Source organism: Blastopirellula sp. J2-11 (genome assembly GCF_024584705.1).
Classification (GTDB): Bacteria; Planctomycetota; Planctomycetia; order Pirellulales; family Pirellulaceae; genus Blastopirellula.
The window spans coordinates 5503600-5517301 of sequence record NZ_CP097384.1 but is presented as its reverse complement, the minus strand read 5'-3'; the positions used below and the strand labels follow the sequence as shown (position 1 = coordinate 5517301).

Here is a 13702-nt window from a genome sequence, read left to right as displayed (position 1 = left end):
GCGGTTTTTTTATGCGCTCAGCGAACCTTTCGTCTCCGTATGGAAGGGGGTAGCCGTCCGCCGTCGCGAAGCCGAAAATGACCGATTCCCTAAGATACGTGCTGGCCAGAGACTCGAGAAATGAACCGTAAGCTTGAGACAATTCGCAACATTGGGGTGATCGCCCATATCGACGCCGGCAAGACGACCGTGACCGAGCGGATGCTCTACTACTCCGGGACGTCGCATCGCGTTGGCGCTGTCGACAAGGGGACGACCGAGACCGACTTTGACGAAGAAGAGCGAGAGCGTGGCATCACGATCTATTCGGCGTGCGTCACGTTTCAGTGGAGCGGGCACGTCGTCAACTTGATCGACACCCCAGGGCATGTGGACTTCACGGCCGAAGTGGAGCGCTGCCTGCGCGTGCTGGACGGAGGCGTGGTCGTCTTTAGTGCGCGGGAAGGAGTGGAGGCGCAAAGCGAGACCGTCTGGCGTCAGGCGAATCGCTATAAGGTGCCTCGGTTCGCGTTCATTAACAAGATGGATCGCGAAGGCGCCAATTTCGAGGGGACGCTCGCTGAGATACGAAATCGCCTGAAAGCGAATCCGGTGGCGATTCAGATTCCGATCGGCAGTGGTCCGCCCCATTTGGCGAATGCGTTTTGCGGCGTGATCGACCTGGTACAGATGAAGTTGTTGACGTTTGACAACAATGTCTCGCCACCTCAGGTGAAGCTGGCTGAAATTCCAGAGGATCAGGCCGCTCGCGCGCAAGAGTGGCGTGAGAAGATGCTGGAGCCGCTCTACGACCTCAGTGAAGAGCTGATGGAATTGAGTCTGGCGGAAGAGCCGATTCCGGTCGATCTGATTCGCAAAACCCTGCGACAGGCGACATTATCGCGTCAAATTCAACCGGTATTATGCGGCTCTGCGCTCGATGGAATCGGCGTGCAGCCGGTGCTCGACGCGGTAACGCACTATCTGCCTAGCCCGCAAGATGTTCCGCCGGTGGAAGGAACGAATCCGAGCAAAAAAGATGCGAAGGAGTTGCGTAAGCCCGACCCGGAGGAGCCGTTCTGCGGTCTGGTGTTCAAGATTTTGCCCGCCAAGCATGGGGATATGACCTGGGTGCGGATCTACTCCGGTACGCTCCGGCAAAACTCGCGACTGCTTAATCCGGGACAAGATCTCAAAGAAAACTGCGCCCAGTTGTGGCACATTCAGGCATCGCGCAAAGATCAGGTCGAGTCTGCAGGCGCAGGTGACATTGTCGGCGTGATCGGCCTGCGTCACTCGGTGACCGGGGATACGCTGTGCGATACGAAGTCGCCGATTTTGCTCGAGTCGATTGAGTTTCCCGAGACGGTGATCGCGATGGCGATCGAGCCTGAGTCTTCAGCGGAGCGTGACAAGCTGCACGATACGCTTGAGATGATGAAGCGCCAGGATCCGACATTCCGAGCGACGGAGAGCGCCGACACGGGGCAAACGATTATCAGCGGCATGGGCGAGCTTCATTTAGAGGTGATTCGTCACCGCTTGCTGCGTGATTTCAAGCTGAATGTAAAGGTCCATAAGCCGCGTGTCAGTTATCGCGAGACCGTCGGCGGGTCGGCGAAAGTGACCGGCGAATGTCATCGCATGGTCGGCGGGCAGCAGTTGTTCGCGAAGGTGACGATTCAGCTGGAGCATGTCGACAATCCGGCGCAACCGATCACGGTGATCAGCAAGGGTAGTCCCGACAACGTGCCGTTCAGTATGGTTGAGGCCGCGATGGAAGAGTTGCGGCAACGGGGCGCTGGCGGCGGAATTATCGGCGGTTTTCCGCTCGGCGACATCCGGATCACGGTGCTCGGCGTCGAGTCGGCGGAAGTCGGCTCGACGGAGACTGCGTTCGCCATTGCGGCGGGCGATGCCTTTGAAAAAGCGATGCGAGCGGCCAAACCGGTCCTGTTGGAGCCGATTATGAAGCTGCAAATCATCACGCCTGAGGAGAATCTGGGTGATTTTGTCGGCGATATCATGAAACGTCGTGGCGAGATCGCCAAAACGGAAAACCGCAGCGGTGAAGCGCTGATCGAAGCACATGCTCCGTTGGCTGAGTTGTTCGGATATTCCAGCGCCATGCGGAGTTTGAGCCAGGGAAGGGCTAGTTCTTCGATGGAACCGCTAAAATATGCAGCCGCTCCGCAGGAAGTTGCGAACACGTTTTTGATGTAGTTTCCGCCCTATTGGGGCCCGCTTTATCGTCGCTAGCGACGAGATTTCCCCAGGTCCGGTATGAGTTTTCGCTTTTCGGATGAAATTCATCGCCAAACCACTCGCCGCCCATTGACGACGGGCCTCGCAATTTTTAAGATTGGCGGTTTCCCAGTTACTCGCTGGGATGCTTAAAGAGAGATTCACTCGACGAGAGTCGAGCTTTGCAGCGAAGGAAATGGTTCCGTGGCCCAAGAAGTTATTCGCATTCGGATGGAAGCCTACGACCACTCGATCCTGGATCAGAGTGCTCTAGAAATCGTAGATACCGCCAAGCGAACTCATTCCGAAGTCCATGGCCCAATTCCGTTGCCGACCCGCATTGAGCGTTACACCGTTCTGTCGGGCCCGCACGTTGACAAGAAGGCTCGTCAGCAGTTCGAGATTCGTACGCACAAGCGTCTGATCGACATTGTGCAGGCGACCGCCAAGACGATTGAGGCTTTGAATAAGCTGAATCTGCCGGCTGGCGTCGATATCAAGATCAAGGCTACCTCGCGATAGTCGCGCAGGTTCCCATTCATTTTTTTACCCGGATGTATCTGCATGGCTGGAAGCCTCTCGGGTAATCGACCGACAGGTCGATCCTGGCAGGCAAGGCGACAGACCACACAGAGATACGAAAAATGACAAAAGGCATACTCGGCCGCAAGGTCGGGATGACCCAGGTTTTTGACGAATCTGGCAACATCATCCCGGTTACGGTCATCGAAGCAGGTCCGTGTCACGTGCTCCAGCTGAAATCGCAGGAGCGCGACGGCTACGAAGCAGTGCAGTTGGGTTTTGATGATAAGCCTCGCCGTCTGGCCAATCGTAGCGAACGTGGTCAAGTCGCCCCTCTCTCCAGCAAACGCGCTAAGAAACTCGCCGCCGCCGGTGTCGAAGCTTCCGCCAAGCCGGATTGCGAGCCGAAGCGGTTCGTGCGTGAATTGCGTGGTTCGACCGAAGGGTTTGAGATCGGTCAGGAAGTCAAGGTTGGCGTCTTGTCCGAAGTGAAGGCCGTTGACATCGTCGGCACCAGCAAGGGTCGCGGTTACGCAGGTGTGATGAAGCGTCACAACTTCGCCGGTCAGCGAGCCACGCACGGCGTGAAGAAAGTTCACCGTCACACCGGTGGTACCGGTTGCTCCGCCTACCCGAGTCGCACGTTCAAGGGTTTGAACATGTCGGGTCAGTATGGCAACGCGAAAGTGACGCAGCGGAACGTGAAGGTCGTCAAAGTGGATGAAGAAAACAATCTGATTCTCGTCTACGGTGCGGCGCCTGGTCCGAACGGCGGTTTTGTCGTCGTCAAAGCAACGAACATGGTTTAAGTTTCCGGTCACGCACTTAGCGAGATCCAGCGAAACCTAGAAGAGTCACGAGTCATGCCAAGTTTGCCAATTTATGATACCACTGGCGAAAAAGTGGGTAGCTACGACATCGAGCTAACCGACATCGCCCCGCGAATCAGCAAGCAATTGCTGCACGACGCGGTTGTTATGTACCAGGCGAACCTGCGACAAGGTACGCACCGCACGAAGGCCCGCGGCGAAGTCGCCGGTTCGACGAAGAAGATGTATCGTCAAAAGGGAACTGGTAACGCTCGTGCTGGTCACAAGCGTAGCGGCGTGCGTCGTGGCGGCGGTCACATTCATGCGAAGCGTCCTCGCGACTATTCGTATCGTTTGAATCGCAAAGCGTTGCAGTTGGCCACTCGCATGGCCTTCGCCTCGAAGATTCAAAGCGGCCAAGTGGTCATTCTCAATGAATTGGCTCTTGCCGAAGTCAAAACCAAAGCGGTCGCCAACACGCTGAAGGCCCTGAAGGTTTACGGCGGTTCGACGTTGATCACGATCGCGAGCTTGGACGACAAGGTCTACAAGAGCGCCCGCAACATCGAAAAAGTCACGGTCAGCCCGGTTTCGGAGCTGAACGCATTAAAGATCCTGTCTCCCAAACGCTTGGTTGTCACCAAGTCGGCGATGGATGCGATCAAAGAGAAGGCAGCCCAGGCGAAGTCCGCCAAGGCGCCGGTAGGCGAAACCGCCGAGTAACGCGAATCAGCTTCGTTAGCACGTAGAGGCCGCAATGGCTACGACCACGAACAATTCAAAACTGACGTTGGACCCGCATCAGGTCCTCGTTCGTCCGCTTGTCACCGAAAAAGGTGTCGAGCGTTCGACGGAACAGAATCAATACGCTTTTGAGGTGAGCCCGCAAGCGACCAAGGAAGACGTTCGGCGTGCCGTCGAAACGCTCTTCGAGGTGAAGGTCGCTAAGGTTCGCACGCAAACGCGAAAAGGGAAGACTCGCCGTTACAAATTTCGTAACGGCATGACGAAGGCCTGGAAGAAGGCTTTGGTGACGCTCGACGCCGAGCATCGCATCGACTTCTTCTAAACCATTCATCATGACGAGCGACATGGCTCTTCAGCCTGTTCAGCCAACGAGATAAAAGACAATGGGAATTCGCAAATACAAGCCGACCTCTGCTGGACGCCGAAACGCGTCGGTCAGTGACTTCGCCGAATTGACGAAGGGCGCTCAGCCGGAGAAGAGCCTGCTTCGTAAGCTCACGAAGAATGGCGGTCGCAATAACCAAGGTAAAATCACGGTTCGTCATCGTGGCGGCGGTCATAAACGACGCTACCGCGTGATTGACTTTCGTCGCTCCAAAGATGGCGTCGCCGCGAAGGTCGACTCGGTTCAATATGATCCGAATCGCTCGGGCCGCATCGCATTGTTGCACTACACGGATGGTGAAAAGCGTTACATCCTCGCTCCCGATGGTTTGGTCGCAGGCCAAATGGTGATGAGCGGGCCTGAAGCGCCTCCAGTAGTCGGCAACTGCTTGCCGTTGAACAAGATTCCGGCTGGTACGACGGTTCACAATATCGAATTGGCGCCAGGTAGCGGAGGCACGATGTGCCGAAGCGCCGGCTCCAGCGCCACTTTGATGGCGTGCGAAGCTGACTGGGCTCAGTTGTCTTTGCCCAGCGGTGAAATTCGTCGCGTTCCGGCCGGATGCCGCGCCACGATCGGGAAGGTTAGCAACCCAGAACACGAAAAAGTCGTGCTCGGTAAAGCTGGCCGTAAGCGTTGGTTGGGTCGTCGTCCGCATGTTCGCGGTACAGCGATGAACCCGGTCGATCACCCGCATGGTGGTGGTGAAGGTCGAACCAAGGGTGGACGTCACCCGGTGACGCCGCAAGGCAAGCCAACCAAGGGCGGCCACACGCGTCACAAGAAAAAGGCTTCGAACAAGGCGATTATTCGTCGCCGTCGTTCTCGTCGGTACGGCGTCTTGAAGTTGATCAAGTAAGCCGCCCAGAATGCGAAAGCAGATATCGCCTAACGAGACCTACACATGAGTCGATCACAAAAAAAAGGGCCATACGTCGAACCGAAGCTGTACTTTAAAGTGCAGAAGATGGAAGACACCGGCCGCAAAGACCCCATCAAAACCTGGGCCCGCGCCTGCACGATTGTGCCGGAATTCATTGGGCACACGTTCATGGTTCACAATGGCAAAGCGCACTTGAAGGTATACGTGACGGAAGACATGGTCGGGCACAAGTTGGGCGAGTTCAGCCCGACGCGTACCTTCCGTGGTCACGGTTCTGACAAGAAGAAGAAATAACACGTAGCCCAGTGCAAACTTCGCAAAGGCGAAGGTTTTTCGGAGAATCGTCATGGCATTTAAAGCATCCCACCGGCTGGCTCGCATCAGCGCCCGCAAGGTGCGTCCGCTCGCGGACCTGGTGCGGGGCAAGTTTGCCGATGAGGCGCTCGACATCCTGCGTTTTCAGCCGCACCGCGGCGCACGGATGCTGGAGAAGGTGATTCAAAGCGCCCTGGGTAATGCTCAGGACGTCAGTCAGAATCGCGGGCAGTCGCTGAAGCAAGACAATTTGATCGTCGCCGAAGCGAGAGTCGACGGCGGACCAATTATTAAACGCTTCCGCCCTCGGGCACGCGGCACCGCATATCCGATTCTGAAGCGTACCAGTCATATTCACGTCACCTTGGAGGAGATCGAAATCTAAGCGGTTCGCCGTTTACGTTTTCGACCAGGATATTGACGCATGGGTCAAAAAGTTAATCCGATTGCTTTCCGTACAGGCGTGATGCAGGGCTGGAAAAGCCGCTGGTTCGCGTCGAAGAAGGACTTTTCCGATCTGCTGTTTGAAGATCAGCGGATTCGGAAGTTCATCGGCGGTCATCCGGATGAAAAGATTCGCCAAAAGTATCGCAACGCCGGTATCGATCGCATTGAGATCGACCGTACTCGCGATGAAGTCAAAGTAACGTTGTTTGTGGCGCGACCTGGTCTGATCATTGGTCAGAAGGGTCAAGAAGTCGAGAAACTGCAGGAAGAACTGCAGAATCTCGTCGGCCGCCGCATCAACATGAAGATCGAGGAAATCGGTCGCCCCGAGCTGCGTGCTCAACTGGTGGCGGAAGATATAGCCGATCAGCTTGCGAAGCGTTCGAGCTTCCGCCGCACGATGAAACGTGCCTTGGAATCGACGATGGAAGCTGGCGCCCGCGGCATCAAGGTGCAGCTGGCTGGTCGTTTGGGCGGCGCCGAAATGGCTCGTCGCGAAAAAGCGATTCAAGGCTCGATTCCGTTGTCGACGATCCGCGCGAAGATCGACTATGGCTTCACCGAAGCAAAAACAGCGCAGGGACACATCGGGGTCCAAGTTTGGATAAACAACGGTTTTTACGAGGAGAACGAATCCGATGTCGCGAATGCCGCGGAGGGTCAAGCACCGAAAAAGTCAAAGAAGGCGTATAAGAGGTAACGCTACTCGCGGTAACACCGTAGAGTTGGGCGAATACGGCCTTCAAACGACGCAAGCTGGATATATCAAAGCAGCCACGATCGAAGCCGGTCGTATCGCCGCTCAACAGTATGTCCGCGGCATCGGTCGCTTGTTTATTCGGATTTTTCCGCAAAAGTCGGTAACCTCGACGCCGCTCGAAACCCGCATGGGTAAGGGTAAAGGCGAAGTGGATTACTGGGCTGCCGTCGTAAAGCCAGGCACCGTCTTGTACGAGTTGTCAGGCGTAACTGAAGAGCAAGCGCGTATTTGTTTGGCTCGCGTAGCTCACAAGATGCCGGTTCGTTGTCGCTTCGTACGGAAGCGTCCTGACCTGACGACCGCCGCCGGCGACGCGTAATTTGGCTCCAGCTCAAGTCAGCAGAGTAGAGAACGATGAAAGCGAACGAACTGCGGGAAATGAGCGACGATCAATTGGTTGCGACCTTAAAGGACGCCGCCGAGTCGATTTTCCGCTTGAAGATGCAGGCTCAGACCGAACGACTTGACGCTCCTACCGAGCTGCTGCGTCGCCGTCGCCTGATCGCCCGTATTAAAACGATTCAAAACGAACGAACGCGAGCCGCCGCAACGGCGAGCTAACGCTCGATTCGCTAACCATTCAGCTTCGGAATAGATACGATGCCCAAGAAAGTTTTGCTCGGGAAAGTGACCAGCGACAAGATGGATAAGACGCGTCGCGTCGAAATCACTCGTCGCTTGCGTCATCCGTTGTACGGTAAGTACTACTCCCGCCGCATGGTCTGCCATGTTCACGACGAGAACAACGAGTCGGGACTGGGCGACAAGGTCGAAATTATCGAGAGCCGGCCGCTGTCGAAGACAAAGCGTTGGGCGCTCGTTCGTATCGTAGAAAAGAGCCGTGAAGTCGATGTCGCCGCCCTCAAAGCCGCCCGCGAACAGGCGGCCGAGAATCTGGCGAGCGAGTCGTAAGGCATAGCTCCTGCAAATTGCGGGTAGTAGGACGAAACAGTCATGATCCAACAAGAAACCAGACTTTCTGTCGCTGACAATACCGGCGCCAAGCAAGTGATGTGCATCAAGGTTCTAGGTGGAACGCGTAAGCGAACTGCCGGGCTGGGCGACGTCATCATCTGCTCGGTGAAGGAAGTGATTGCCGGCGCCGACGTAAAGAAAAAAGCGGTTGTGCGAGCCGTCATCGTTCGCGTCAAAAAACCGACGCGTCGTGCAGACGGCAGTTACATCCGTTTTGATAGCAACGCGGTGGTGATCGTCGACAAAGACGGTAACCCGCGCGGCACTCGTATCTTCGGAGCTGTCGCTCGTGAACTGCGAGAGAAGAAATTCATGCGTATTGTCAGCTTGGCCAACGAGGTGCTGTAATGCTTATTAAAGTGAATGATCGCGTTGAGATCATCGCCGGCGAATACCGCTCTCGCCCCGCCAAGGGAGCTGACAAGGTAGTTCAAGGTAAAGTGCTTAAGGTCCTTCCGACGGCTGGCAAGCTGGTCGTCGAAGGGGTCAACAAGATGTACAAGCACGTAAAGCCTTCGCAGCGTAATCCGCAAGGTGGCCGACTGATTCGGGAAGCCCCGATTCAAATGTCAAACGTCATGTACGTTTGCAACGCCTGTGGTCAACGTACGCGTTTGGGAGTCAAGCAGCTTGATTCCGGCGTCAAAGTTCGCTTCTGCAAGAAGTGCAACGCCGACCAGGGCGAAATCGCCCCGGCCCGGAAATCCAGCTAGTTAGTCGTAAATTCATCCACTGATACATGTGCCTTCGCAGCCGCGAAGGGAAAGAGTAAACGATGAAACCCCGTTTACAAGAAAAGTTCGAGAACGAAGTGCTTACCGCACTTGCGGAGAAGCTCGGTCGCACCAATCGACTGTCGCTTCCTCGCTTGCAGAAGATCGTCGTCAATATGGGCGTCGGTACTGCCGTTTCAGAAAAGAAGCACGTCGACGAGGCAGTCTCGGCGATGGCCGAATTTACCGGTCAGCGTCCGTTGATCTGCCGAGCTCGCAAAAGCATCGCAAACTTTCGCCTTCGCGAAGGAATGCCGATCGGGTGCAAGGTTACCTTGCGTCGCCAACGAATGTACGAATTTCTGGATCGCCTGATTTCCTTGGCGCTTCCGCAGGTTCGCGACTTTCGCGGCATCAGCCCGAAATGCTTTGACGGCAACGGAAACTACACGATGGGCATCAGTGAACAACTGGTGTTCCCGGAATTGAACCCGGACAAGTACACGCGTCCGCAAGGAATGGACATCACCTTCGTCTGTTCGACGAAGAGCGATGAAGAGTCGTTGGAGCTGCTAACGCTTCTCGGGCTTCCGTTCTCGAAAGATGCGAAGCGTAAAGTCAAGAAGAAGTCGAAGCCGGGCGCACGTCGCTAACGCTACGCTTCCAATCGAAAAGCTTTTTTTCATCCACACAGGTAGAGTACCGTGGCGAGCAAATCCAAAATCGCAAAAGCGAAGCGGGAGCCGAAGTTCTCCTCGCGTAGCGAACGGCGTTGCAATCTGTGCGGCCGGCCGCGCGCCGTCTATCGCAAGTTTGGGGTCTGCCGTATTTGCATCCGCAAATTGGCCGACCGCGGCTTGATTCCTGGACTCCGCAAGGCGAGCTGGTAAAGGGGACCCATAGACGATGATGACTGACCCGATCGCCGACATGCTAACACGTATCCGCAATGCGGTTCGCGTTGAACACCCGCACGTCGAAATGCCTTCTTCGAAGGTCAAACAAGGCGTAGCTGACGTGCTGAAGCGCGAGGGCTACATCTGGGACTGGGAAGAGGTTGAGGCTGAACCGGCCAATCAAATCCGGTTAGAGTTGAAATACGGTCCAAACGGTGAGCGCGTGATCCAAACGATCCGTCGCATCAGTAAGCCGGGACGTCGTATTTACACGAAAAGCCGCGACCTACGACCGGTCCTCGACGGCCTGGGCATCAGTGTGATCAGCACGAGCCATGGCGTAATTAGCGATCGCGAAGCCCGACAAAAGAACGTCGGCGGCGAAATTTTATGTGAGATCTGGTAAGCGACGCGCTACCTTTCAGGGCCCAATAGCAAAGCGGGCTCACTGACGAAACAGGATTAACCTTCCGATGTCACGACTCGGCAAAAAACCAGTTGCGATTCCCGAAAAAGTAACCATCTCGGTTACGAATCGTGTAATCAACGTAGAAGGCCCGTTGGGGAAGCTCTCTTATGAGCATCGCCCTGAGGTGTCCGTTACGGTCAATTCCGACAGCAACGATGTTACTGTCGCCGCTGCTAGCGACTCGCGTGAATCGAAGGCCTTTCATGGCCTGACTCGCGCCTTGGTTGCGAACATGCTGGAAGGCGTTTCCAAAGGTTACGAGAAGCGTCTCGAAATCGTGGGCGTCGGCTACTTGGCGGCGATCGCTGGCGACATCCTGCAGATGCGGGTTGGCTATGCGAACGAGATTCATAAAAAGATACCAGCCGATTTGACCGTAACGTGCCCAGATCAAACGCACATTCTGGTCAAAGGGATCGATAAACAGCGCGTTGGGCAGTTCGCCGCCGAATGCCGCTCGGCACGCAAGCCGGAGCCTTACAAGGGCAAGGGCGTGCGTTACCAAGGCGAATTGATCAAGTTGAAGCCTGGCAAGGCTGCATCCAAATAATTAACGCGTTTATGATCGCATGGCGAATCACAGGGTTCATCCCAGCGAGGAGAGAAACGTAACGTGAATCACGAAAAATTTATCAACAAGCAGCGACTCCGTCGCCGCCGTCACAACCGAAAAAAAGTCCGCGGTACGGCTGAACGCCCCCGTCTGATGGTTTTTCGCAGTAACATGCACATCTATTGTCAGTTGATTGACGATGAGCGTGGCGTGACGTTGGCTTCGGCTTCGACCCGTGACACCGATCTGCGTAGTGACGCGTCCGGTGGTAATTGCGCCGCCGCCGCTACGGTTGGCAAAGCGATCGCAGGACGAGCCGCCGCCGCTGGCGTGACCCAGGTCTGCTTTGATCGCGGACATTTCCGATACATCGGCCGCTTGGCCGCGCTGGCCGACGCCGCGCGTGAAGCTGGCCTGCAGTTCTAATACAAACCAGATATTGATGACTCCCTGGGAGAACCCCGGGCGAAAAGGAGCCAATCGTGGCGAAAGACAATCGACGCGGCGGAGATAAGCAAGGCGGCCGCCAAAGCGCCTTTGTGGAAAAGGTCGTAAAGATCAAGCGTTGTGCCGCAGTGGTCAAGGGTGGTCGTCGCTTTAGCTTCGCCGCCATGGTTGTGTGTGGCGACGGTAAAGGCAAAGTCGGTTGCGGTTACGGCAAAGCCAACGAAGTTCCGCCAAGCGTGGAAAAGGCTGTTAAACAGGCCGAACGTTCGCTTGCGGCGGTGAACATCGTCAACGGTTCGATCCCGCACAAGGTGATCGGTCGCTATGGCGCCGGCAAGGTGGTTTTGGTTCCGGCTCGTCCGGGTACCGGGATCATCGCAGGCGCATCCGTTCGCGCCGTTTGTGAAGCGGTCGGAATCCACGACGTTTTGACCAAGAGCTTCGGCTCGACCAATCCGGTCATTTTGGTGAAAGCCACGATCGAAGGTCTGAAGCAGCTGCGGACTCGAGACGACATTCAACGCCTGCGAGGAGTCGCCCTCTAATGGAATTCAACGAAGTACACAGCGGTATCCAAAAGAACCGCAAACGCAAGCGTATTGGTCGCGGACCAGGTTCGGGTCACGGTAAGACTTCGGGTCGTGGTCACAAAGGCGCCAAGAGCCGTGCCGGTTATTCGCGTAATCCGATCTTCCAGGGCGGTACGATGCCGCTGGTTCGTCGAGTGCCGAAACGGGGCTTCTTTAACAAGTTCGCCATCACGGTCGCTGCGATCAACATTACGGACCTCGAACGCGAATTCAGCGCCGGTGACGAAGTCACGCTAGAATCGCTTCGCGCCAAGGGTCTGGCCAAACGTCGTTATGACGAGCTGAAGATCTTGGGCAACGGCGATCTGACGAAGAAGCTGACTGTGTCAGCGCATCGTTTCAGCGCTTCGGCCAAAGAAAAAATTGAAGCCGCTGGCGGCTCGTGCGTTATCGTCCCTGGCAAAACGCCGGTGGAAGATAAGAAGAAAGCGGCTCGCGAAGCGAAAGCGAAGAAGTAACCTATCGCCGATGCGAGTCGGTGACTTATACTGCTGTCTTTCATTGCAATAGCATCGCACGGAACTACGGCGGAAAACGCATTTTCCCAGTCATGGTTCCGTCGAAATGGATACGGAACAATGTGGGAAAAGATCCGCGTCATATTCACCGTTCCGGAACTTCGCAAGCGAATTCTGCTCACCCTCTTCTTGCTCGCGATTTATCGCGTCGGGTGGCAGATCACGTTGCCGATGGTCGACGCCGAATTGGCCCAGCAAAGCGCCGAACAAAACAGCAATTTCTCCCAGTTTCTGGAGCAAGTGTCGGTTTTCAGCGCTAGCAGCTTGCAACAGATGACTATCTTTGGTCTCGGAATCATGCCGTATATTTCGGCGTCGATTATCTTTCAGCTGCTGGGAACGGTCTATAAACCGATCGAAGACCTGCAGAAGGAAGGAGAGACCGGGCGGAAGAAGATCAACGAATATACGCGCTACGCAACCGTAGTGCTCTGTTTGATTCAAAGCTTCGTCTATGTCCGGATGATGCTGCTACCGGGCGCTGATGGTGAGACCATCGTGAATTCCGCCTTCTGGGCGAGTCCAGACAATCCAACACTCACCTTAGGCTGGCAATTTGTCGCGGTCATGATCATGACTTGCGGCACGATCTTCCTGATGTGGCTGGGTGAGCAGATCGACGAATACGGGATCGGCAACGGGATCAGTTTGTTGATTATGGCCGGTATCGTCGCCCAAATGCCGATGGCCGGGCTCGACCTGTTGCAAAACTCTACCTTTGAGCTGAACAATTTCTCGCCCGAGAAATACGGTTTAGAGACGATCATTACGCTTGTGGTGCTCTTTGTCGCGGTAGTCTCAGGCGTGGTCTTTATCACCCAGGCTCAACGCAAGATTCCGACCCAAAGCGCCAAGCACGTTCGCGGTCGCAAGGTTTACGGCGGCACCAAGCAGTTTCTCCCGCTTCGCATCAATCAAGCGGGCGTGATGCCGATCATTTTCGCGAGCAGCTTGTTGATGTTCCCGCAGATCATTTTCCAGGGACTCGCTAGCTGGACAGGGAATTCAATGTTTGACGAACTGGCACGTAGTTTTGGCCAGGGTTCGTCGTTCCTCTACAATCTCTGCTACATCGTGATGATTTACTTCTTCTGCTACTTCTGGACTGCGATTACTTTCAATCCGAAAGACGTTTCCGACAATCTGCGTAACTTTGGTTCGTTTATCCCGGGTTATCGCCCAGGACGTCGAACTGCCGAGTACCTGGAAAAAGTGATGGTTCGCATCACTTATGTCGGCGCCAGCTTCCTGGTTGTGATTGCGATTATTCCTACGCTGATCTCAACGGGGATGGGCGTCAGTCCGATGGTTGCGAGTTTCTACGGCGGCACCGGGCTCTTAATTGCGGTGAGCGTTGCGTTTGATCTCGTGCAAAAGATTGACAGCCACCTCGTCATGAGAAACTATAAGGGCTTGTTGGAAGCGTAACGTTGGGCCAAATCGGCTTTGG

General features: G+C 55.5%; 22 protein-coding genes. All 22 read left to right on the top strand.

Translation table 11 applies throughout. From position 1 onward, the window contains the following. The first annotated feature begins 120 nt into the window (after positions 1–120). On the top strand, positions 121–2202 hold the full coding sequence (fusA, locus tag M4951_RS21835) for an elongation factor G (protein ID WP_262023731.1): 2082 nt from the start codon (positions 121–123) through the stop codon (positions 2200–2202). A 225-nt stretch (positions 2203–2427) separates the two neighbouring features. Beyond that, positions 2428–2745 carry a 30S ribosomal protein S10 gene (rpsJ, locus tag M4951_RS21830; protein ID WP_002655475.1) on the top strand — a complete coding sequence of 106 codons (318 nt, stop codon included), beginning with the start codon at positions 2428–2430 and terminating at the stop codon, positions 2743–2745. 122 nt (positions 2746–2867) lie between these two features. Then, a complete protein-coding gene (rplC, locus tag M4951_RS21825; RefSeq protein ID WP_410050409.1) occupies positions 2868–3554 on the top strand; it encodes a 50S ribosomal protein L3 in 687 nt (228 codons plus the stop codon). Between the two features lie 54 nt (positions 3555–3608). Beyond that, complete coding sequence (gene rplD / locus M4951_RS21820; RefSeq protein ID WP_262023730.1) at positions 3609–4277, top strand: 50S ribosomal protein L4; 669 nt, start codon at positions 3609–3611, stop codon at positions 4275–4277. A gap of 34 nt (positions 4278–4311) precedes the next feature. Further along, positions 4312–4623 carry a 50S ribosomal protein L23 gene (rplW, locus tag M4951_RS21815; RefSeq protein WP_002655472.1) on the top strand — a complete coding sequence of 104 codons (312 nt, stop codon included), beginning with the start codon at positions 4312–4314 and terminating at the stop codon, positions 4621–4623. 61 nt (positions 4624–4684) lie between these two features. Then, positions 4685–5545: a 50S ribosomal protein L2 gene (rplB, locus tag M4951_RS21810; RefSeq protein ID WP_262023729.1), complete on the top strand. Its 861-nt coding sequence runs from the start codon at positions 4685–4687 to the stop codon at positions 5543–5545. 45 nt (positions 5546–5590) lie between these two features. Next, a complete protein-coding gene (gene rpsS / locus M4951_RS21805) occupies positions 5591–5863 on the top strand; it encodes a 30S ribosomal protein S19 (RefSeq protein ID WP_002655470.1) in 273 nt (90 codons plus the stop codon). Between the two features lie 52 nt (positions 5864–5915). After that, positions 5916–6269, top strand: a complete 354-nt coding sequence (gene rplV / locus M4951_RS21800; RefSeq protein ID WP_262023728.1) for a 50S ribosomal protein L22 — start codon at positions 5916–5918, stop codon at positions 6267–6269. 39 nt (positions 6270–6308) lie between these two features. Beyond that, a complete protein-coding gene (gene rpsC / locus M4951_RS21795) occupies positions 6309–7031 on the top strand; it encodes a 30S ribosomal protein S3 (protein ID WP_262023727.1) in 723 nt (240 codons plus the stop codon). Then, a complete protein-coding gene (rplP, locus tag M4951_RS21790; protein WP_262023726.1) occupies positions 6970–7410 on the top strand; it encodes a 50S ribosomal protein L16 in 441 nt (146 codons plus the stop codon). Before rpsC ends, rplP begins: the two co-directional genes overlap by 62 nt. A gap of 35 nt (positions 7411–7445) precedes the next feature. Then, a complete protein-coding gene (gene rpmC / locus M4951_RS21785) occupies positions 7446–7652 on the top strand; it encodes a 50S ribosomal protein L29 (RefSeq protein WP_262023725.1) in 207 nt (68 codons plus the stop codon). A gap of 39 nt (positions 7653–7691) precedes the next feature. After that, on the top strand, positions 7692–8003 hold the full coding sequence (gene rpsQ / locus M4951_RS21780; protein WP_315985742.1) for a 30S ribosomal protein S17: 312 nt from the start codon (positions 7692–7694) through the stop codon (positions 8001–8003). Positions 8004–8045: 42 nt separating this feature from the next. Continuing rightward, positions 8046–8414, top strand: a complete 369-nt coding sequence (gene rplN / locus M4951_RS21775; protein WP_002655464.1) for a 50S ribosomal protein L14 — start codon at positions 8046–8048, stop codon at positions 8412–8414. Next, positions 8414–8779: a 50S ribosomal protein L24 gene (gene rplX, locus M4951_RS21770; RefSeq protein ID WP_262023724.1), complete on the top strand. Its 366-nt coding sequence runs from the start codon at positions 8414–8416 to the stop codon at positions 8777–8779. The genes rplN and rplX overlap by 1 nt, the downstream gene beginning before the upstream one ends. Before the next feature lie 62 nt (positions 8780–8841). Beyond that, positions 8842–9432 (top strand): 50S ribosomal protein L5, encoded by a 591-nt coding sequence (rplE, locus tag M4951_RS21765; RefSeq protein WP_262023723.1) that lies wholly within the window; start codon positions 8842–8844, stop codon positions 9430–9432. 51 nt (positions 9433–9483) lie between these two features. After that, a complete protein-coding gene (locus M4951_RS21760) occupies positions 9484–9669 on the top strand; it encodes a type Z 30S ribosomal protein S14 (RefSeq protein WP_002655461.1) in 186 nt (61 codons plus the stop codon). 16 nt (positions 9670–9685) lie between these two features. Continuing rightward, on the top strand, positions 9686–10081 hold the full coding sequence (gene rpsH, locus M4951_RS21755; protein WP_002655460.1) for a 30S ribosomal protein S8: 396 nt from the start codon (positions 9686–9688) through the stop codon (positions 10079–10081). 67 nt (positions 10082–10148) lie between these two features. After that, the gene (rplF, locus tag M4951_RS21750) at positions 10149–10694 is read left to right on the top strand and encodes a 50S ribosomal protein L6 (RefSeq protein WP_262023722.1); all 546 of its coding nucleotides are present in this window, start codon (positions 10149–10151) and stop codon (positions 10692–10694) included. Positions 10695–10757: 63 nt separating this feature from the next. Beyond that, on the top strand, positions 10758–11123 hold the full coding sequence (rplR, locus tag M4951_RS21745) for a 50S ribosomal protein L18 (protein WP_315985741.1): 366 nt from the start codon (positions 10758–10760) through the stop codon (positions 11121–11123). 113 nt (positions 11124–11236) lie between these two features. Then, positions 11237–11689 carry a 30S ribosomal protein S5 gene (gene rpsE / locus M4951_RS21740; RefSeq protein WP_410050444.1) on the top strand — a complete coding sequence of 151 codons (453 nt, stop codon included), beginning with the start codon at positions 11237–11239 and terminating at the stop codon, positions 11687–11689. Next, a complete protein-coding gene (rplO, locus tag M4951_RS21735; protein WP_262023720.1) occupies positions 11689–12192 on the top strand; it encodes a 50S ribosomal protein L15 in 504 nt (167 codons plus the stop codon). Before rpsE ends, rplO begins: the two co-directional genes overlap by 1 nt. Before the next feature lie 120 nt (positions 12193–12312). Next, positions 12313–13680 carry a preprotein translocase subunit SecY gene (gene secY, locus M4951_RS21730; RefSeq protein WP_262023719.1) on the top strand — a complete coding sequence of 456 codons (1368 nt, stop codon included), beginning with the start codon at positions 12313–12315 and terminating at the stop codon, positions 13678–13680. Positions 13681–13702: the final 22 nt, after the last annotated feature.